Raw genomic sequence first — 19,690 nt, 5'->3', positions numbered from 1 at the left:
CGTTCAGCCGATGTGCAGATCTATGCCGAGCAGGACCAGGAACCAGAGGAACACCGCGAGCAACGCCTCCGCGAGGTCCCTCAGCAGCCCGACCGTGATGTAGTCGTAGACCCAGGCCACGTAGATCCCGATCGCCACGTAAATGAATAAGATCAGCGCCCGCCAGCGCCAGCCTGCCATATCGTTTCTCCTCGGGTAGGGGGCGCTCTGCGACTGCCCTGACGCTGTCGGAGCAAACGCGCCCACTGTCGCGCTCGCACGGGGCTCCGCTGGTCACGCAAGCTGCCGCTCTCCCCCCAGGCTCACCGCTCTCCGCCCCAGGCACGCCGCTCCGGTTAAGCTCGGGGGCATGGTGCGCATCGGAGCTCATGTCGATCAGGACGACCCCGCCGCTCACGCCGAGGCGGTCGGGGCCGAGGTGGTGCAGTTCTTCCTCGGCGACCCCCAGGGATACGACAAGCCCGTGCTGCCCGCCAAGCCGGTCGAGGGCGTGGACATCTACATCCACGCGCCTTATCTGATCAACGTGGCGACCACCAACAACCGCATCAGGATCCCCAGCCGCAAGCTGCTGGAGCAGCACCTGCAGGCGGCTGCCGGACTCGGCGCCAAGGCGCTGATCGTGCACGGCGGCCACGTCAACAAGAACGACGACCCGCAGAAGGGGTTCGACAACTGGCGCAAGGTGTTCGAGCGCATGGAGTGCCCGATCCCCGTCCTGATCGAGAACACCGCGGGCGGCGGCAACGCGATGGCGCGCAAGCTGGAGCGCATCGCCCGGCTCTGGGACGCGCTCGACGGCTTCGACGTGGGCTTCTGCCTCGACACCTGCCACGCCCACGCGGGCGGCGAGGAGCTGATCGACCTCGTCGACCGGGTCAAGGCCATCACCGGCCGCATCGATCTGGTCCACTGCAACGACTCGCGCGACGACTTCGACTCAGGCGCTGACCGCCACGCCAACCTGGGCCAGGGGAAGATCGACTCCGAGCTGATCCTGGCGGTCTGCCGGGCGGCCAGGGCGCCGATCGTGGTCGAGACGCCCGCCGTCGGCCAGGCTGACGACATCGCGTTCCTGAGGAAAAACCTCTAGGCAATACACACAGCCTGTGGATAACTTCCCTGGATTACCGAGACGAAGAAGCGGGTATACATATCAGCCCGCCCACGCCCCACTGAGGAACCGGGCGGTGTTCACGATCATGAGCGGCCCCGAGATCAGCCCGTAGAGCGCGAGCACCCACGTCTTCCTCGTCCCGACCTTGGCGACCAGCACCCACAGCGGGAACCACAACACCAGCGAACGCGGGATCGACAGGTAGTACGCCGAGGTCATCAGCGCCGCGGCCTGCGCCCCCGTATAGGCCAGCTCGCTCCACCGACGCAGCATGAGCAGCCACACCAGCACCCCCACGGCCACCACGGCTCCGGCGATCTCCATACGGAAGGCCACCGCGAAGTCGTCGGTCCCCATCGCCGAACGCCATGTCGTCTGCCACGCCTCCCACGGCCACTCGAACTCGCGCCCCCAGCCGGACTCCTGCGCGTGCTTCCACGCCAGCCAGTCACCCGACCTGCTGTAGTGGTAATACGAGTACGCCGTCAGCGGCAGGAACGGCACGACCAGCCAGCCGGCCTGCCGCGGCGACTCACGGCTCACGACGAACTCCACGACGAGCGCGAGCGCCAGGAACAATCCCGTGATCCGCACGCACGAAGCGCCCGCCGCGAGCAGCACGGCCTGCGCCCAGTGTCCCTGCCTGGCGGCCAGCCACGCGGGAATGGCGAAGGCCAGGAAGAGCGCCTCGCTGTAGCCCGCGACCAGGAACACCGCCATGGGGAAGGCCAGCAGCGCCAGCACCGCCATCCACCCGTTCGCGCCCTCGAACTCGGCCAGCCTGGCCAGCGCCACCATGGCCACCGCGCCCGCGACCAGCGAGACCAGCAGCCCGGCCGCCGCCCAGTCCGGCACCACGAAGTGCACCAGCCGCAGCACCGCGGGCAGACCGGGGAAGAACGCCGGCAACCCTTCGTCCGGCGGCCTGCCGGGCTCGCCGTCGTAGCCGTACTGGGCGATCGTGATGAACAGCCCGGCATCCCACTTGCGCCACTTATCCAGGTATTCGCCCAGCGTCACGCCGAACAACGTCGCGATCAGCAGTCCCGCCCGCGAGCCGAACCAGAGCAGCAACGCGTCCCGGCGGGCCGAGCGGGTGATCATCGTACGGCGGACGCCAGCGTGAACCGATCAGGCGCGTCGTCGAAGACACCGCCCCCTTGGTCGTCGATGTCGGCCTGCCTCACCACGTCCTTGTCCGGCCGCAGGATGTCCCGCACCACGAACGCCATCATGATCCCGATGGTGATGATGCGACCCCAGACGGCCGTGAAGTACGTGTCGTCACCGATGCCCAGGTCGTCCCGGTCCAGCGGCGGCTGGGACAGCAGGTAGAGCCAGATGGCGGCGAAGTACCAGACCTCGGCCAGCTGCCAGAGCGCGAGCGGCTTCCAGTTGGGCCTGGCCAGCACGGCGAACGGCACCAGCCAGAGCACGAACTGCGGCGACCACACCTTGTTCGTCATCATGAAGGCGGCCAGCGCCAGGAAGCAGATCTGCGCCAGCCGCGGCCGGCGCGGCGCGGCCAGCGTCAGCACGGCGATGCCCAGGCACAGGAGGGCCAGCGACAACATGCCGAGCGTGCTGACGTCCCACTCACCGAGGATGGGCCAGCCCTTGTTCTGGAAGAACAACCACGGCGAGCCCCAGTCGATCCCGCGCTCCTGGGAGAAGACGTAGAACCGACGCCACCCCTCCCAAGCGAAGATCATGAACGGCGCGTTGACCACGATCCACGCGCCCACCGCCGAGGCCATCGTGACAAGGAACGGCCGCCATCGCCCGGTACGCCACGTGAGCAGGAACAACGCGCCCACGAACATGAGCGGGTAGAACTTCGTCGCGATCGCCAGCCCCAGCAGCACTCCGGCCAGCACCTGCCGGCGCCGCGCCCAGGCCAGCAGCATGCCCATCGACAGTGCGCCCGCGACGAGGTCCCAGTTGATGTACGCGGCCAGGACCACGGCCGGCGAGATCGCGTACCAGAGCGCGTCCCACCGTCGTGTCGGCCCGGCCACCGCCGCCATCAGCAGCACGCCCGCCACGAGGCACATGCCGAGCAGGATCACCGTCAGGTCGTAGAACCTGACCGCCTGCGCGACCCTGTCGACCTCCAGAGCCCGGGCGATCCAGCTGATCACCTGCATGACCTCGCCCAGCACCACCGGGTACTCGACCTGCTTGTCGAAGGCGACATGGGCGAAATACGGGTTCTCGGTGGCCAGTTGCCGGTCGAAGTAGAGAGGGTAGATGTCGGTGTAGCAGAAGTTCGTGTATGTCGTGACCTGGTCGTTCCAGCCCCCGGTGCGGCACGGCAGCCGCACCACATACGCGAGCGTCGCCCCCAGGGCCGCGATCACGCCCAGGGGAAGGTACGGCACGGCACGCGCCAGCAGCGGGACGCGTGCCTCAGTGCTCGTCACTGACCCTCTATCCGGCCAGAGGGCCGCGGGGCCGGCGCCATGCCGCCGCCCAATCCGCCTCCGTCCTCGCCGCCCTGCGGGAACCCGTCGTCAGTGGTGCCGTCGTCGACAGGGGGCCCGTCTCCGTTGTCGGTGTTGCCGCACGGAGGGAAGAGGCAACCGTTGTCGCTGTTGCCCGGGTCGTCGGCGAACGGGTCATCATCGGTGAACGGATCGTCGTCGGCGCTGGGCGTCGGCGTGGGCGTCGGGCTCGGCACGATGTTCTCGGGTGTGCCGATCTCGGCCTTCTGCGGGAACTGCTCGATCGGCTTGCCCTCGTGCGCGAGCATCATGAACTTCCGCCACGCGGCGGTGGGCGGACCGGCGCCCTCGAACTCCAGGGACACCTCGTAGGGCGTGGTGTACGGATTGGCCGGCGTGTACTTCTTCTCCTTGGCCGGATCCTTGCCCCGGTACCACGGGCAGTTGTTGTGCTGGGGCTCGACCACCTTGCCGGTCTTGGTCCTGCACTCCTCGCGGTAGAAGCCGACCGCGGTGGAGTATTGAGGCGTGTAACCGACGAACCAGGCGCCGTTCTCGTCGTTGTTCGTCCCGGTCTTGCCGGCCGCCGGGCGGCTGCCCAGGCCCTGACCCCTCGCGGTGCCTCTCTGGAGGACCGCCTGCATGGCCACCGTGGCGTCGGCCGCGACGCCGGGGTCGATGACCCGCTTGCTGACCGCCTGCTCGCGCCAGCCGACCCGGCCGGTGGGGTCCCTGACTTCCTTGACTACGTGATAGCGGGTGTACTTGCCGCCGTTGGCGAAGATCGCGTAGCCGGCGGCCTGCTCGACCGGGGTCACCGGGGCGCTACCGATGGCGAACTGATACTGGTGGTCCGCGATGTCCTTTTCCATGTCCTTCTGGTTGAACCCGGCCGCCTCGACGAGGTTCTTCAGGTCGTCGATCTTGTTGGGCAGGGCGTAGGCCATGGAGACGAACGCGGTGTTGACCGAGTCGGCGGTGGCCTTGACCACGTCGACGGCGCGGCCCACGTTGTGGCTGTTCCTGATGCCGCGCTCGAAGCCGGGGATCTTCTCCGGCACCGTCTCGCTGCCCGGAACGTAGCTCTTGAGCGAGAAGCCGGCCTGCAGCCAGGCGGCCAGCACGTACGGCTTGAACGCGGATGCCGCCTGCTTCTTGGACTCGAAGGGCTCGTTCCACGGGTCGGTGACGTAGTCGGAGCCGCCGTAGAACGCCACTACGCGGCCGTTCCTCGGGTCCACCGCGGCCAGTCCGGCGTGGAACTCCTTGTTCATCCCCCGCATCGTGGTCGTGACGGCCTCCTTCGCCGCCAGCATGAGATCCTTGTCGAAGGTGGTGACGATCTTGTAGCCGCCGCTCTCGATCTCGTCGGAGGTGAGGCCGCGGGGCTCCAGCTCCCTCAGGACCTCCTCCACCATGTAGCCCTTGAGGCCGCCCAGCACGTTGCTGTCCTTGTACTTCGTCGTCTTCGGGAACTGAGCGGTCTGCTTGAGCTGGCCGTACTTGTCGGGCCAGAGCTCGGCCATGTTGTCGATGACGTTCTTGAAGCGGGCCCTGAGCGCGGGCTCGTCGGCCTGCCAGTTCGGCTGCTGGATACGCGCGGCCAGGTAGGCGCTCTGCTCGGGGGTCAGCTTCGCGGCGGTGACTTCCTTGCCGAAGTACGCCCTCGCGGCGGCCTGGACGCCGTAGGCCCGGCCGAAGTTGACCGTGTTCAGATAGGTCTGAAGGATCTCGTCCTTCGACATGGTGTCGTCGAGCTTGACGGCCACGAAGATCTCGTTGACCTTACGCTTGATCGACACTTCCTGGCTGAGGCCGTCGAAGTAGTTGCGGGCCATCTGCTGGGTGATGGTCGAGGCGCCCTGGAGCTGCTGGCCGGTCGCGGTCATCCACAGGGAACGGACCATGCCGGGGATCGAGATGCCGGAGTCTTCATAGAAGGTCTGGTTCTCGATGGCGATCGTCGCGTCCCTGACGGTCTGCGACATCTGGTGGAGCTTGACGCTCTCACGCTTCATGCCGAGCCGGGCGATCTCTTTTTTGCCGTCGCTGTAATAAATCGTGCTCTGCTGCGCGGTCGCCGCGTCCTGGGTGCCGGTGGGCACCTCGGTGTTGGCGTACGCCACCATGATCATGCCGAAGAGGCCGGCCATGATCACCACGACGCCGGCCACGATGACCTTCCAGCTGGGCACGAACCTGCGCCAGCCCCCGCCACCGCGGGTCTTCTTCGGCGGCCCCGGGGGGCCGGGCGGCTCCGGTGGCCCGCTCTGCGCTGCTCTCCTGCGCGAGCGCCGGGGACCCTCGGCGACCATGGTGTCCTGGTTACTCACCGTGTGCGTGTCCTGACGGGCACGCGAACGCGAGCGGGGCGGCGGCGGCTGCTCACCGCGCTGGGGCGGGGGGTCCTCACGCCGGGGCGGCGGGCCGTCGTACGGCTGCGCGGCCATGGCGCCCGTCTGCTCGAAGGCGGCTTCCGGACGACGCTGCGCCTGGCCGGGACCCCCGGGGGATTCGCCAGTTTGCGGTGGAGAACCCTGGGGCACAGAACGGGATGAGCTGGACCGACGGCGCCTTCCTGGGCGAGCCGTCCCCTCATTCATGCTGTTACTCACACGTCCTCGCACTGTCGTCGGAACAAAAACGGCGGTTGGGCGTGAGGTTCCTCGCCGCCCTCGATCTTCACGCTTGGCCGTTGAGGTCAGGCGGTCCGTTGCCGAGGACGTACGAAACCGTCAGGTGGTTCCAGGAACAACCTTGGCAGACCTCGACGACGTACACCCGGAACTCATCGTAATCATGAGCCATGGCGACGAGTTCCGATGCGACCTTTGCCTGTCCGGCATGCCGCCCGAGCGCATCCCCGTAGACATAGGTCACGTTGGTGACGTTCTCCCTCTCGCAGACCGGGCAGAGGCGTTCGGTTGGCTCGCCGAAGTGGCGCGCCGCGCGAAGGAGGTAGGGCTGTGCGTCACAGAGGTCGCCGCGCGAGGTACGCCCGGCGCGGAAGGAGCGGACCACCGCCCTTTTTGCGAGGCCGTAATCCACCACCCTTCGCTGTGACCACATGAGCGTCAGACTACGGCGTTTCTGCGGATCGTCCCAACGACTCGGCAAATCAGCAGATTGCAGCGATATAGCGAGGAGACGTATCCTGGAGATGTATCGGCTCGATACATCGACGCGAGAGGAGGGCGGTTCCCCATGGCCGGCGGACAGGGCAGGGTCTTGGAACTGGCCGTGCTCGGGTCGCTGCACGAGACTCCCCTCCATGGCTATGAGCTGCGCAAACGGCTCAACGCCCTGCTGGGGATGTTCCGCGCGTTCTCCTACGGCTCGCTCTACCCTTGTCTTCGATCGCTTCTGGCCCAGGGGCTCATCGCGGAGGAGCAACCTGCTCCCGCCACGATCGTCGGGGGCAGATCAAAGATCGTTTACAAGCTGACCGCGGAGGGCAAGGAACGGCTGCAGGAGATGCTGACGCAGGCCGGGCCTTCCGCGTGGGAGGACGAGAGCTTCGGTGTGCACTTCGCGTTCTTCCGGCACACCGAGGCTGAGGTGCGTTTGCGCATACTCGAAGGCCGCCGTAGCCGGCTTGAGGAGCGGCTCGACGCCGTGCGGACGGCGCTGGCGCGCACCAGGGAGCGCCTCGACAGTTACACGCTCGAGCTGCAGCGTCATGGGCTCGAGTCGGTCGAGCGCGAGGTGCGCTGGCTGAACGAGCTGATCGCAACGGAGCGTCGGGCCTCCTCTGAGGAGAGGCCCGAAAGAGATACCACGTCAACTGATGAGTAAGGGAGCGAGTGCGATGGGTTCGGTTCGCGTGGCCATTGTCGGTGTCGGCAACTGCGCGTCGTCGCTGGTCCAGGGCGTTCACTACTACAGGGACGCCGACCCGGACGTACGGGTCCCGGGCCTGATGCACGTGAAGTTCGGCGACTACCACGTCGGCGACGTCGAGTTCGTCGCGGCGTTCGACGTTGACGCCAAGAAGGTCGGACGGGATCTGTCCGAGGCGATCGTCGCCAGCGAGAACAACACGATCAAGATCACGGATGTGCCGCCGCTGGGGGTGACCGTCCAGCGCGGTCATACCTTCGACGGCCTGGGTGAGTTCTACCAGGAGATCATTGAGGAGTCCGACGAGGCGCCGGTCGATGTGGTCCAGGTGCTCCGGGAGGCCCAGGTCGACGTCCTGGTCTCCTACCTTCCCGTGGGCTCGGAGGAGGCGGACCGTTTCTACGCGCAGTGCGCCATCGACGCGGGTGTGGCGTTCGTGAACGCGCTGCCGGTCTTCATCGCCTCCGACCCGGAGTGGGCGGAGAAGTTCACCGAGGCCGGGGTGCCGATCGTCGGCGACGACATCAAGTCGCAGGTCGGCGCCACGATCACGCACCGCGTGCTGGCCAAGCTGTTCGAGGACCGTGGCGTTGAGCTGCTGCGCACCTACCAGCTCAACTTCGGCGGCAACATGGACTTCATGAACATGCTGGAGCGCAAGCGGCTCCAGTCCAAGAAGATCTCCAAGACGCAGTCGGTCACCTCGCAGATCCCGCACGAGATGGGCAAGGCCGACGTGCACATCGGGCCGTCGGACCACGTGCCGTGGCTGGACGACCGCAAGTGGGCGTACGTGCGGCTCGAGGGGCGGTCGTTCGGCGACACTCCGCTCAATCTCGAGTACAAGCTGGAGGTTTGGGACTCGCCCAATTCGGCCGGCATCATCATCGACGCCGTCCGGGCCGCCAAGATCGCCCTGGACCGGGGCATCGGCGGGCCAATCCTGTCGGCGTCGTCGTACTTCATGAAGTCGCCGCCCCAGCAGTTCTCCGACGATGAGGCTCGGGACTACGTCGAGAAGTTCATCCGGGGTGAGGTCGAGCGCTGATCCGCTGACCACCCTGTCCACGGCGCCGCGCCCACGCTCGGGGGCGGCGCCTTGCGTTTCCCGGTCCACGCCTGTTTCCTGGCGCACCTTCGCTCAGGTGCATCCCTGCGGATGGACACGCCTCACGCATAGGGCCGGCGCGCTGTCGAGTGGCGCGGGTCCTGAGGGGAGAGCCGGGAACTCGGCGGGCAGGCCAGGGGCGTGGGACCCGGCTAGAGGCGGGCCGCCAAGGGAAGATCGGCCGGCGAGGCGGGTTGCCAGGTCAGCGGGTCGGAGCCGAGCTCCATCAGCAGCGGCACCTGCTCCCGGCACCAAGGCGAGATCGCCAGCAGCCCGCTCAGGACCCCCTCGGCGAACTCCTTCCACGGCATCCACCGCGCCTCCCCCACCTCCTCCGGGTTCGGCGCGACGGGACCGTCGACCATGACGCGATAGACCGGGCAGAGTTCGTGCTCGACGATGCCGTTGGCCATGACGGCCCGGTAGGCGAAGGCGGGCAGCAGCAGATCCACCCGCTCGGCCGCGAGCCCGAGCTCATAGGAGAGCCGGCGCACGACGGCCCACTCCAGCGCCTCCCCGGGCAGCGGGTGACCGCAGCAGCTGTTGGTCCAGACCCCGGGCCACGTGAGTTTGTGATCGGCACGCCTGGTGAGCAGCACGCGACCTTCATGATCGAAAACGTAGCTGGAGAACGCCAGATGGAGCGGCGTCTCGCGGCCGTGCACCGACGTCTTGGGCGCGGTGCCGAGCGCGCGGCCGTCACGGTCGACCAGCACGACGTGTTCCTCGATCGTCACGCTATGAAGCGTACGAGATCATGACGACCACTTGGAACCCACGCAGCCTCATCCTAGGACGGCCGCTTGGCTAGGCTGGCGGCGTGTCATTCGTCGCCGACCTTCGCGTGGTGCTCCGCGGCAGGGATTTCAGAAGGTTGTTCGGCACGCGACTGGTCTCCCAGTTCTCGGACGGGATCTTCCAGTTCGGCGTGACCGGCTTCGCCTTCTTCAGCCCTGAGAGCCAGACGACCGCGCTCCAGGTGGCCGCGGGCCTGGCGGTGTTGCTGTTGCCGTACAGCATCCTCGGCCCGTTCGTCGGCGTGTTCATCGACCGCTGGTCGCGTCGGCAGATCCTGGTGGTGGCGCCGTTCGTGCGCGGCGCACTGCTGCTGGTCGCCGCCGGGCTCGTGGCGGCCGACGTGCCCGACGCCGCGTTCTACGGGGCGGCGCTGGCAGTTCTCGGCGTCAACCGGTTCTTCCTGGCCTCACTCGGCGCCTCGCTGCCGCACGTGGTGCCCATCGACCGGCTCATGGCGGCCAACGCCATCGTGCCCACGTCGGGCACTGTGGTGACGTTCCTGGGCTTTGGGGTCGGTTACCTGCTGCGGAAGGTCTTCAGTGGCGACGACCAGGGCGTGGCGCTGCTCCTGATCATCTCGGGCGTGGTGTTCGGGCTGAGCGCGCTGGTCGCGCGGACGATGGACCGCCGCCTGCTCGGGCCGGAGTCCGACCCCAGCAGGCCGCAGGCGCGCGAGGCGGTGCGCCATGTGGTCGCCGGCCTCGTGGACGGCGCGAAGCACCTGGTCACTCATCGCGTCGCGGCCGCCACCATAGGCGCGATGGCCGCGCACCGCTTCTTCTACGGCATGGCGACCGCGCTGGGCATCATCCTCTACCGCTACTACTTCTACGACGGCGACCCCGACGCCGCACTGGAGGGGGTCAGCCTGGTCGTGGCCACCTCCGGCGCCGGCTACTTGCTGGCCGTGATCATCACCCCGTACGCGACCGAGCGGTTCACGATCGAGCGCTGGGTGCCGATCGCGCTGTCGGCGGCCGGCGTGCTGACGGCGGCGCTGGTGCTGCCGTTCCAGGAGTGGGGGCTGCCGATCGCGGGGTTCGTGCTGGGCGTGGCCGGGCAGAGCGTCAAGATCTGCGCCGACACCACGGTCCAGCGCGATGTCGAGGACATCTACCTGGGCCGCGCGTTCTCGATCTACGACATGCTGTTCAACGGCATGTACGTCCTCGCCGCGGGCCTGTCGGCGATGATCCTGCCCGCGAACGGCAAGTCCTACCTCGCCGTCGCGATCGCCGCGATCGGCTACCAGATCGCGGCGATGGCCTACCGGATGATCACGCGCCCGCGGCGTTCGCCCGCGCCCACTCCTGCAGGGCCTCGGTAGCCGCCTCCTTGCCGATCATGCCCTTGTCGAGCCTGAGCTCGAGCAGGAACTTGTATGCCTGCCCCACCACCGGCCCGGGCCCGATGCCCAGGATGCGCTGGATCTCGTTGCCGTCGAGCTCGGGCCTGATCTTGGCCAGCTCTTCCTCCTCGGCGAGCCTGGCGATGCGCTCCTCGAGGTGGTCGTAGGTCCGCGACAGCGCGGCGGCCTTGCGCTTGTTGCGCGTGGTGCAGTCGGCCCTGGTCAGCTTGTGCAGCCGGTCCAGCAGGTGCCCGGCGTCGCGTACGTAGCGGCGCACGGCGCTGTCGGTCCACTCGCCCGTCCCGTAGCCGTGAAAGCGCAGGTGCAGCTCGACCAGCCGGGCGACGTCGGACACCACGTCCTTGGGGAATTTCAGCTCGCTCATGCGCTTCTTGGTCAGCTGGGCGCCGACCACCTCGTGGTGGTGGAACGACACCCGCCCGCCCGCCTCATGACGGCGGGTCTTCGGCTTGCCGATGTCGTGCAGGAGCGCCGCCCAGCGCAGGATCCGGTCCGGCTTGCCGTCCTCCTCCTGCGCGATGGCCTGGTCGAGCACGGTCAGCGAGTGCTCGTAGACGTCCTTGTGCCGGTGGTGCTCGTCGATCTCCAGGCGCAGCTTGGGCAGCTCGGGCAGCACGTGCGCGGCCAGTCCGGTCTCCACCAGCAGTCGCAGGCCCTCCCGCGGGTTGGCGCCACAGACGAGCTTGTCGAGCTCGTCGCGGATGCGCTCGGCGGAGACGATCTCGATGCGCTCGGCCATCGCGGTCATGGCGGCCACCGCCTGCGCGTCCACGGCGAACCCGAGCTGCGAGGCGAACCTGGCAGCACGCAGCATGCGCAGCGGGTCGTCACCGAACGACTGCTCGGGGGTGCCGGGGGTGCGCAGCAATCTGGCCGCCAGGTCGCCGAGCCCGCCGTATGGGTCGACGAACTCGTGTCCCGGCAGCCGCACCGCCATGGCGTTGACCGCGAAGTCGCGCCGCTCCAGATCGGTCTCCAGCGTCTCGCCGTACATGACCTCGGGCTTGCGCGACTTCGGGTCGTAGGCCTCGCTGCGGTAGGTGGTGATCTCGAGCAGCCAGTTGCCCTTGCGCAGGCCGACCGTGCCGAAGTCGATGCCGATCGTCCACACCGCGTCGGCCCAGGCCCTGATGATCTCCAGCACCTGCTCGGGGCGGGCGTCAGTGGTCAGGTCGAGATCGTTGCCGCTGCGGCCGAGCAGGAGGTCGCGCACGGGACCGCCCACGAGGGCCAGCTCGTGGCCCTTCGCAGCGAAAAGGCGGCCGAGCTCGTCGGCCACCGGGGCGATCTTGCGGAACAGGTCGGTCATGGCCCGCTGCTGGCTTTCGGTCAAAGTTGAGTCGGACAAACCGGGTCGGGTCCTTTGTCGGTCTGAACTTCCGGAACATATCCCCCGAGCCACACCGGGTCCGGGTTACCGTCGGTCAAGGGACCGTCGGGGGCCATGGCAACGAGGCTGAGGCTAGGAGGTCTATATGAAGGACGCCCTCGCGATCCACCGCTGGCTCCTCGCACACCAGGTCCATCATGAGATCGTACGCCTTCCGCGCCCCATGACTTGCGCGGACGAACTACCCGAGACGCTCTCCGCCGCGCCCGAGAGGTGCCTGATGGTCACGGTTTTCGAGGTCGCCACCAGGGTCGGCAGCGAGGCCGTCGTCGCGGTCGCCTCCTCGGTCGCGACTCCCCCACGTCCAGGAGCCGTAGGCGGACTGCTGGGCATGCGCCAGGTGCGGCCGGCCCCGGCCCACGTCGTCAACGCGGCCACCGACTACGCCCACGGGCTGGTCTGCCCGCTGCTGCTGCCGGAGTCGCTGCCGATGCTCATCGACGACCGGCTACGCGCCGACACCGAGCCCGTCTTCTCCGCCACTGGCGAACGCCACACCGCCCTCGCCATTCGCGCGCTCGACCTGCTGACCCTTCTGCCAGGCAAGACGGTCGACCTGTGCAGCACACGCCCCAGAGGATCACGTGAGGCGGTCGCGCGGCGGCACTGAACCCGTAGCATTGCGGGCGTGCGTCGTCGTCCTCCAGCTCGGGCATCCGCGTGATCCGTAAGACCACGCTGCTCGCCGTGCTGTCCGCCGCGTTGCTCGGCCCTATGGTGGCCGCGGCGCCGAGCACGGCTGCCGCGATCGTGAGCAGGCTTCCGTTCGCCGTGACGATCACGTCGATCTCTCCGGACGTTCCGAAGAACATGACCGATGTGATCAAGTTCACCGGCACGGTGCGCAACGACACCGGCGCGCCGCAGTCGGCATTGCGTGTGCGGCTGCGCTACTCGGCACAGAAATTCACCAACCGTGTCTCGATGACGACGTACCAGGCCGATCAGACGACCGCGACCCTGGCGAGCATGGCGGCGTCCAGTTCCTCGGCCAGGGACATCCCGCCGCTCGCGCCCGGCCAGCAGGCGCGCTGGGAGTTCACGGCGACGCCCATCCAGATGGGGATGCGGACGTTCGGCGTCTACCCGATCGCGGTGGACGTGTCACAGAACCTGGTGCCGCTGGCGGCCCAGCGGACCTTCCTCACCTACGCGCCGCCCACGGTGCCGAAGCCGCCGCGCAACAAGCTGGCCATCGCGCTGCCCGTCATCGACCAGCCGCACCGGGCGACCGACGTCGACCCGGCGGCGGGGGCGAACGGGGAGGCCCTGTTCGTCGACGACAAGCTGAGCCAGTCGATCACCGGCAAGGGGCGGCTGGCCGACCTGGCGACCATCGCCCAGTCCGCGCCCAGCAGCGTCACGTGGTTCGTCGACCCCGCGCTGCTCGACGACCTGGACATGATGACGAGAAACTACCGGGTCAGGACCAAGGACGGCGCGGAGCGCAAGCCGGCCAACGCCGAAGCCGGGCAGTGGCTGACGTCCATGCGCACCTCGCTGGCCGCCTCCCCCGTGGTCGCGGTCCCCTACGCGGATCCCGACGTGGCCGCGCTCGCGCACCAGGGGCTGGACGACCTGCCCAACAGGGCGATCCAGCTGGGCGGGCAGAAGGCGAAGGCGTTGCTCAACCGCGACGACGTGAAGACCACCGTCAACTGGCCGGCCGCCGGATTGCTCGACCCCGACGCGCTCGACCTGCTCTCGGTCAGCGACGACAAGGTGCGCACGGTCCTGCTCAACTCGACCAACCTGCCGCCGCAGCCGCCGGTCACGTTCACACCCGACGCCGCCACGACGCTCGACTCGGTGGACGGCCCGGTCACCGCGCTGGTCGCGGACGCCGAGCTGAGCCGCCTGTTCGAGCCGACGGCCCCCACGTCCGTGCTGCTCAGCACCCAGCGCCTCATCGCCGAGACCGCGATGATCTCCGCAGAGGCCGGCCAGACCCAGCCGAGGTCGCTGGTCGTGGCCCCGTCGCGACGCTGGGATCCCAACCCGACGCTCGTCACCAGCCTGATCAATGCCGCAAAGCGGCTGCCGTGGCTTCAGCTGACCTCGCTGGAGTCCATCAAGCCGGGCAAGGCGTCGGTCCCGCGCGCCGGCCTGACCTACACCGATGAGGCGCGCAAGGAAGAGCTGAGCGGCAAATACCTGGGGCCGGTCAAGGAAGTCGCGTCGAAGGCGCAGCTCACGGCTCTGATCACGACGACGAGGACGCAGTCGAGCTTCGACGCGGCGGTGCTCAGGCTGACCTCGTCGGCCTGGCGCAACAGCACGCGCATGGGTCGCTCGGTGACCAACCGGGTGAACACGGCCGTCACTGAGCGGATGAACAAGGTCGAGATCGTCGATGCGCGGCCCGACCGGCCTAAGACGCTGGCCGGCAGCAACGGCGTCGTCCCCATCAGCGTGCGCAACTCCCTGGGCGCCAACATCGCCCTGTACATCGACGTCAAGTCCGACAACGAGAAGCTGCTGCAGGTCAACTTCAAGCAAGAGGAGCCCCTGACCATCGACGTCGGGCAGAGCGGCACGGTTCAGGTGCCGATGACCGCCACCAGTGGCTCCAGCGGCGACACGACCGTGACGGTCCAGCTCAAGACCGCCGACGGCAAGGCTTATGGCGAACCGCAGCGGCTGACCATCCGCACCACCGGCTACACCGGCGTCGCCTCGGTCATCGTGGGCGCGGCGCTCACCGTGATGCTCGCCGCCGTGGTGACGCGCGTGGTGCGGCGCAGGTCGGAGCGCAAGAGCGCGCGGGCCTCCAGGAACCGGGAAAGTGAGACCGTATGAGCCGCATGTTGCGTGCCAGCGCCATCATGGCGGCGGGCACGATGGTGTCCCGGGTCACCGGGTTCGTACGGACCATGGTGCTCGCGTACGCCATCGGCACGGCGGCTCTGGGCGACTCCTACAACGCGGCGTACGCGATCCCTTACAGCATCCTCGACCTGCTGCTTCTGGGGGTGCTGAGCAGCGTCATCGTGCCGATGATCATCCGGGCGCAGCAGCACGACCCCGACGGCGGCCAGGCCTACGAGCAGCGGCTGCTGACCGTGGCCACGGTCACGCTCGTGGGCGTCGCGGTGCTCGCGGTGTTCGCCGCGCCGCTGCTCATCGATCTCTACACCGACTGGGCGCCGGGCAGCGCGAGGTTCGAGGTCGCGGTCACGCTGGCCCGTTTCATCCTGCCGCAGCTGGCCTTCTTCGGGGTGGGCGCGGTGGCGGGCGCCATACTCAACACCCGCGACCGCTACGGCGCTCCCATGTGGGCGCCGGTGGTCAACAACCTCGTCGTCATCTGCGTGTTCCTGGCCTACGCCGTGGTGAGCTCGTCCAAGGGCGACATCGAGCGGGTGAGCGACGGGGATCTGGCGCTGCTCGGCCTGGGCACCACGGCCGGCATCGTGGCGCAGGCGGCCGTGCTGATCGTCGCGTTGCGCCGGGCCGGATTCTCGTTCGTGCCGCGCTTCGACGTGTGGAACGCCCGGCTCGGCGAGATGGCCAAGGCCGGGATCTGGACGATCGGTTATGTGATCGTGACCCAGCTGGGCTTCCTGCTGACCGTCAACCTGTCGAGCCAGGCCGGCGTGGCGGTGCCGGGTCACGGCATCAGCCCCTACACGCTGGCGTTCCAGCTGTTCCAGCTGCCGTACGGCGTCATCGGCGTCTCGGTGATCACGGCCATGCTGCCCCGGATGAGCCGGGCCGTCGGGGAGGGCCGCTTCGACGACGTGCGCAGCGAGTTCGGGGCGAGTGTGCGGCTCGTCTGCGCGATGATGGTGCCGGTGTCGCTGCTGCTCATGGTGCTCGGCCCGGCGATCACCGTGCCGATTTACGGCCATGGGGCCAACACCGTGGCCGACGCGGTTTACATCGGCAACGTGCTGCAGGTCTACGGCCTCGCGCTGGTGCCGTTCTCGGTGTTCCAGCTGCTGCTGCGGGTCTTCTACAGTTTCGGCGACACCCGGACGCCGGTCTTCGTCGGGGCGGGCACGACGGCGGTTAACGCGGGGCTGATGGTGGTCTTCTACGTGCTGCTGCCGGCCGAGTACGCGGTGATGGGGCTGGCTCTGGCGTATGCGATCGCGTACGGGCTGGGTGCGGTTCTGGCCTGGTGGCTGGCCGGCCGCCGGGTGCAGGGGCTCGGCGGGTGGACCGTCGGCATGGCTCTGACCAGGATGTATCTCGCCTCGCTGCCCACGGCCGTGCTGGCGCTGGCCGCGGTCTGGGTGGTCACGCAGGTGTTCGGCGGTCTCGGTTTCGTCAATTCGCTGATCGTTCTGGCCGTCGGCGGAGGCCTCGGGCTGGTGCTGTACCTCGGCGTGGCGCACAGAATGCGCATACCAGAGGTCAACTCGATCGTTGGGATGGTCGCGAGACGGGTAGGTCGGTAAAGAAACTCGGCACTACGATGGAGGCCGACACGCGCGAATGGAAGCAGGAGGGGCGTGGGCGGATCCACCCGGCATAGCGTGCCTTCGTGGGACACGACCACGCAGGTGAGTCGAACCATGAGCACGCCCGATCGGCCAAGTGGAGTGAGCCTGTGAGCACGTCGGCCGTCGAACCCGGCACCCGCCTCGCCGAGCGCTTCCGGCTCGAGGACCGCGTCAGCGAGTCCGACGGAGCCACGTTGTGGAAGGCCATTGACGAGATCCTGGCCCGTCCGGTGGCCGTGCACACCTTCTCGCCGGACTTCCCCCGCGTGCACGAGGTCGTCACGGCCGCCCGCGCCGCGAGCCGGCTCACCGACCCGCGCCTGACCCAGGTCTTCGACGCGGCCGAAGACGACAAGCACGCCTATGTCGTGAGCGAGTGGGTCACCGGCGAGACCCTCACTGACCTGCTGGCCTCCGGCCCGATGGAGCCCGAGCGCGCTGCCGGGCTGGTCGCCGAGGCCGCCGAGGCGCTCGCGCACGCCCACAAGGCAAAGCTCTACCACCTGTGCCTGCGTCCCTCGCACCTGGTGTGGACGACCGGAAACACGGTCAAGGTGCTCGGCGTCGCCGTCGACGCGGCCATGTACGGGCTGACCACCGACCAGCCGGCGCTCGACGACGCCGAAGGGCTGGGCCGGCTGCTTTACGCCGGCCTGACCGGCCACTGGCCGGGCGACGAGGAAGAGGGCGGGCTGCCTGCCGCTCCCATGACCGACGGCCACTTCTGCACGCCCCGCCAGGTCACCGCCGGCGTGCCGGGCTACCTCGACGCGGTGACGGTGCGGGCGTGCCTGCCCGAGTCCCGCAAGGGCCAGGGCGCACTGTCCAGCCCGGCCGAGGTCGCCGAGGCACTGGCCGACGTGGCCAGGCCCATGCCGATCCCGATCGCCTACCCCTCGACACCCGCGGTGGCCTCCGCCTCGCACACCGAGGGCCTGGACATCGCCCACCGCCAGCACCTCCACGTCCCCCAGTCGCGGCCCACCGGCCCTCGGCCGCAGCGGCCGTCCGGCGGCGGAAGCACCCTCAACAGGGTGTTGATGACGCTGGTGGTGCTGCTCGTCATCGCCGCGGTCGGCGTCGGCGCCTGGACGATCGGCCGCAGCCTGGGCAGCCCGACCGGCCCCGAGGCCAAGAGCGCCACCCCGACCACCACGGCCACGGCTTCGACCCCTGTCCAGGCCGTCGAGCCAGGGAAGGCCCAGGGCTTCGACCCGCTCGGCGACAACGACGAGAAGTCGGACAAGGCCGGGCTGGCCATCGACGGCAAGCCCAGCACCTTCTGGGAGACCGAGGGCTACACCAGCGCGGAGCTGGGCAACCTCAAGAAGGGTGTAGGCCTGCTGCTTGACATGGGCAAGTCCGTTCAGATCAGCGACGTGGTGGCTACGCTGGCCGATACGCCCGGCGCGACCGTCGAGCTCAAGGTCGGCGACTCGCCCGATCTCGGCTCTCTGAAGACGGTGGCGACCGAGAAGGACGCGGCAGGCAAGACCACACTGACCCCTGGTCAGGCGGCAAGCGGGCAGTACGTTTTGATCTGGTTTACGCGTGTTCCGGCGGATGCAGGCAAGTTTCATGGCACCATCTATGAAGTAGTGGTGCACTCTCCCGGATCGGCATAATCAGGAATCTCTCTTGTGAACTCCCCACCCGAGACACCCTCAGCAGCGGATCGGCCGGCGGTCACTGACGCCGAGCTGCTGACCGCGCACATCAACGGGGATCCTCACGCCTTCAGCGAAATCGTCAAAAGGCACCGCGATCGCATGTGGGCGGTCGCCCTGCGGACGCTCGGTGACCCTGACGAGGCCGCCGACGCCGTGCAGGACGCCTTCGTCTCCGCCTATCGCAAAGCCGCCACGTTTCGCGGCGAGGCAGCCGTCACCACCTGGCTGCACCGCATCGTGGTCAACGCCTGTCTCGACAGGATGCGCCGCAAGTCCGTCCGGCCGGTGGCCGACGACGAGCTCATCGAGGCCGCCGAGCGCGAGTCGCCCCTGCCTGACCAGACCGTCGAGCGCGAGGTCTCGATGGAGGTTTCGGCCGCGCTGAAACTCCTGCCCGCCGACCAGCGTGCGGCACTGGTGCTCGTCGACATGATGGGCTATTCGGTCGAAGACGCAGCTCAGGTGCTCGAGGTGCCCAGCGGCACGGTGAAGAGCCGGTGCGCCCGAGGGCGCGCGAAACTTGCCCCAATTCTTTCCCATCTGCGGAACCGATCGGACCTCAATCGCGTCTCATCCGCGAAGGGAGCAGAACTTCGTGACGGGTGATACGCACTACGATCTGGACACCCTGGCCGATTTGGCCGAGGGTCTCCTGGACGTCGCCAAGGCGCGCCAGGTCCGCGAGCATCTCGCGGTCTGCGACCCCTGTGGGGAGCTACTGGCCGATCTGGCGGCGGTTCGCGAGGTGCTCGCGGCGACCCCCACACCGGCCATGCCGATGGGTGTCGCACTGCGCATCGACAAGGCCCTGGCGGCTGAGTCCGAGTCTCGGCGCGGAGGCGTCGGCCTCGTGGAAACACCTGACTGGGACGAGCTCATGCGGGACGCCCCGTGGGAGCGGCCGGTCGAGGCCCCCGAGCCCGAGCCTGTGCGCTTGGGAGTGGTCTCCGACGACGGCATCATCGTTCCGGCCAAGTCAAGACCCGTCAGGCGGCGCCGGTGGGCGTTGCCCGCGGTCGCGGCCGCGGCGGCCGCCGCTGTGGTGGGCACGGCCGCGGTCTCGGCAGGTCTGCTCGCCTCCGGCGGAGGCGGCGGCACGAGCGCGCCCCCGCCCCTCGCGCAGAGCAAGGAGGAGACCAAGAGCCCGGAGAAGCCCAGGGCGTACACCGTGACCGACAGCGGCTACAACTACAGCGACAACGTGTTGCGGCAGCCACTGGAGAGTCTCTTCGGCTTCGCCACGGTGCTGGGCGGCGACGGTGCCAGCGCCGACCAGGTCGCCAAGTGCGCGAGCAAGGTCAGCAGCCGGAGCAAGCTCGACGTCTTCGCGGTCGACCAGGGGCAGTACAACGGGCAAGAGGCCCTCATCTTCGCCTCATGGAAGAACAAGCCGGCCAAGAAGATCCGCATCGACATCGTCGACCCGTTCTACTGCAAGAACCTGCGCAAGCCCACCATGGGCCGCTGGTAGGAGACATCCGCGAAAGAGCCCGCTTCGGCGGGCTC

General features: G+C 68.3%; 17 protein-coding genes. 10 read left to right on the top strand and 7 right to left on the bottom strand.

From position 1 onward, the window contains the following. Nucleotides 1–3: 3 nt before the first annotated feature. A complete protein-coding gene (locus OHA25_RS08940; protein ID WP_305917555.1) occupies nt 4–180 on the bottom strand; it encodes a hypothetical protein in 177 nt (58 codons plus the stop codon). A 169-nt stretch (nt 181–349) separates the two neighbouring features. Here OHA25_RS08940 and OHA25_RS08935 point away from each other — a divergent pair, with 169 nt between their 5' ends. Beyond that, nucleotides 350–1,093 (top strand): deoxyribonuclease IV, encoded by a 744-nt coding sequence (locus tag OHA25_RS08935; protein ID WP_327587110.1) that lies wholly within the window; start codon nt 350–352, stop codon nt 1,091–1,093. A gap of 63 nt (nt 1,094–1,156) precedes the next feature. On the opposite strand, the gene OHA25_RS08930 is transcribed toward OHA25_RS08935, so the two are convergent. The 4 genes from OHA25_RS08930 to OHA25_RS08915 form a co-directional block, all read right to left on the bottom strand. Further along, entirely contained in the window at nt 1,157–2,221 is a 1,065-nt protein-coding gene (locus OHA25_RS08930) for a mannosyltransferase family protein (RefSeq protein ID WP_327587109.1), read from the bottom strand. Then, nucleotides 2,218–3,540 carry a glycosyltransferase family 87 protein gene (locus OHA25_RS08925; protein ID WP_327587108.1) on the bottom strand — a complete coding sequence of 441 codons (1,323 nt, stop codon included), beginning with the start codon at nt 3,538–3,540 and terminating at the stop codon, nt 2,218–2,220. Before OHA25_RS08925 ends, OHA25_RS08930 begins: the two co-directional genes overlap by 4 nt. Next, complete coding sequence (locus OHA25_RS08920) at nt 3,537–6,011, bottom strand: transglycosylase domain-containing protein (RefSeq protein WP_327587107.1); 2,475 nt, start codon at nt 6,009–6,011, stop codon at nt 3,537–3,539. Before OHA25_RS08920 ends, OHA25_RS08925 begins: the two co-directional genes overlap by 4 nt. Before the next feature lie 232 nt (nt 6,012–6,243). Further along, complete coding sequence (locus tag OHA25_RS08915; RefSeq protein WP_305917561.1) at nt 6,244–6,630, bottom strand: DUF5318 family protein; 387 nt, start codon at nt 6,628–6,630, stop codon at nt 6,244–6,246. A gap of 135 nt (nt 6,631–6,765) precedes the next feature. Between OHA25_RS08915 and OHA25_RS08910 the strand changes: the two genes are divergently transcribed. Then, the gene (locus OHA25_RS08910) at nt 6,766–7,356 is read left to right on the top strand and encodes a PadR family transcriptional regulator (RefSeq protein WP_138667899.1); all 591 of its coding nucleotides are present in this window, start codon (nt 6,766–6,768) and stop codon (nt 7,354–7,356) included. Between the two features lie 13 nt (nt 7,357–7,369). Then, the gene (locus OHA25_RS08905; protein ID WP_305917562.1) at nt 7,370–8,449 is read left to right on the top strand and encodes an inositol-3-phosphate synthase; all 1,080 of its coding nucleotides are present in this window, start codon (nt 7,370–7,372) and stop codon (nt 8,447–8,449) included. 212 nt (nt 8,450–8,661) lie between these two features. Here OHA25_RS08905 and idi read toward each other — a convergent pair whose 3' ends face one another. Further along, nucleotides 8,662–9,246, bottom strand: a complete 585-nt coding sequence (idi, locus tag OHA25_RS08900) for an isopentenyl-diphosphate Delta-isomerase (protein WP_327587106.1) — start codon at nt 9,244–9,246, stop codon at nt 8,662–8,664. A gap of 83 nt (nt 9,247–9,329) precedes the next feature. Between idi and OHA25_RS08895 the strand changes: the two genes are divergently transcribed. Next, nucleotides 9,330–10,634: an MFS transporter gene (locus tag OHA25_RS08895; protein WP_327587105.1), complete on the top strand. Its 1,305-nt coding sequence runs from the start codon at nt 9,330–9,332 to the stop codon at nt 10,632–10,634. Here the strand turns inward: OHA25_RS08895 and OHA25_RS08890 are convergent. Then, a complete protein-coding gene (locus OHA25_RS08890; RefSeq protein WP_327587104.1) occupies nt 10,585–11,985 on the bottom strand; it encodes a CCA tRNA nucleotidyltransferase in 1,401 nt (466 codons plus the stop codon). The genes OHA25_RS08895 and OHA25_RS08890 overlap by 50 nt on opposite strands. Before the next feature lie 166 nt (nt 11,986–12,151). On the opposite strand from OHA25_RS08890, the gene OHA25_RS08885 reads away from it, so the two are divergent. From OHA25_RS08885 to OHA25_RS08860, 6 genes are all read left to right on the top strand, one after another. Next, complete coding sequence (locus tag OHA25_RS08885; protein ID WP_327587103.1) at nt 12,152–12,676, top strand: aminoacyl-tRNA deacylase; 525 nt, start codon at nt 12,152–12,154, stop codon at nt 12,674–12,676. A 50-nt stretch (nt 12,677–12,726) separates the two neighbouring features. Continuing rightward, entirely contained in the window at nt 12,727–14,865 is a 2,139-nt protein-coding gene (locus OHA25_RS08880; RefSeq protein ID WP_327587102.1) for a DUF6049 family protein, read from the top strand. After that, nucleotides 14,862–16,469 carry a murein biosynthesis integral membrane protein MurJ gene (gene murJ / locus OHA25_RS08875; protein WP_327587101.1) on the top strand — a complete coding sequence of 536 codons (1,608 nt, stop codon included), beginning with the start codon at nt 14,862–14,864 and terminating at the stop codon, nt 16,467–16,469. Before OHA25_RS08880 ends, murJ begins: the two co-directional genes overlap by 4 nt. Nucleotides 16,470–16,621: 152 nt before the next feature. Beyond that, a complete protein-coding gene (locus OHA25_RS08870; protein WP_327587100.1) occupies nt 16,622–18,139 on the top strand; it encodes a protein kinase family protein in 1,518 nt (505 codons plus the stop codon). Nucleotides 18,140–18,154: 15 nt separating this feature from the next. Continuing rightward, nucleotides 18,155–18,790, top strand: coding sequence for an RNA polymerase sigma factor SigM (gene sigM / locus OHA25_RS08865; protein ID WP_305917569.1), 636 nt, complete (start codon nt 18,155–18,157; stop codon nt 18,788–18,790). Further along, a complete protein-coding gene (locus OHA25_RS08860; RefSeq protein WP_327587099.1) occupies nt 18,780–19,655 on the top strand; it encodes an anti-sigma factor family protein in 876 nt (291 codons plus the stop codon). The genes sigM and OHA25_RS08860 overlap by 11 nt, the downstream gene beginning before the upstream one ends. The last annotated feature ends 35 nt before the right edge of the window (nt 19,656–19,690 follow it).

Origin of the sequence: Nonomuraea sp. NBC_00507, assembly GCF_036013525.1 — a bacterium.
In the GTDB taxonomy this organism is placed as follows: Bacteria; Actinomycetota; Actinomycetes; order Streptosporangiales; family Streptosporangiaceae; genus Nonomuraea.
The sequence above is the reverse complement of the archived record's forward strand: the minus strand, read 5'-3'. Positions and strand labels throughout refer to the sequence as shown.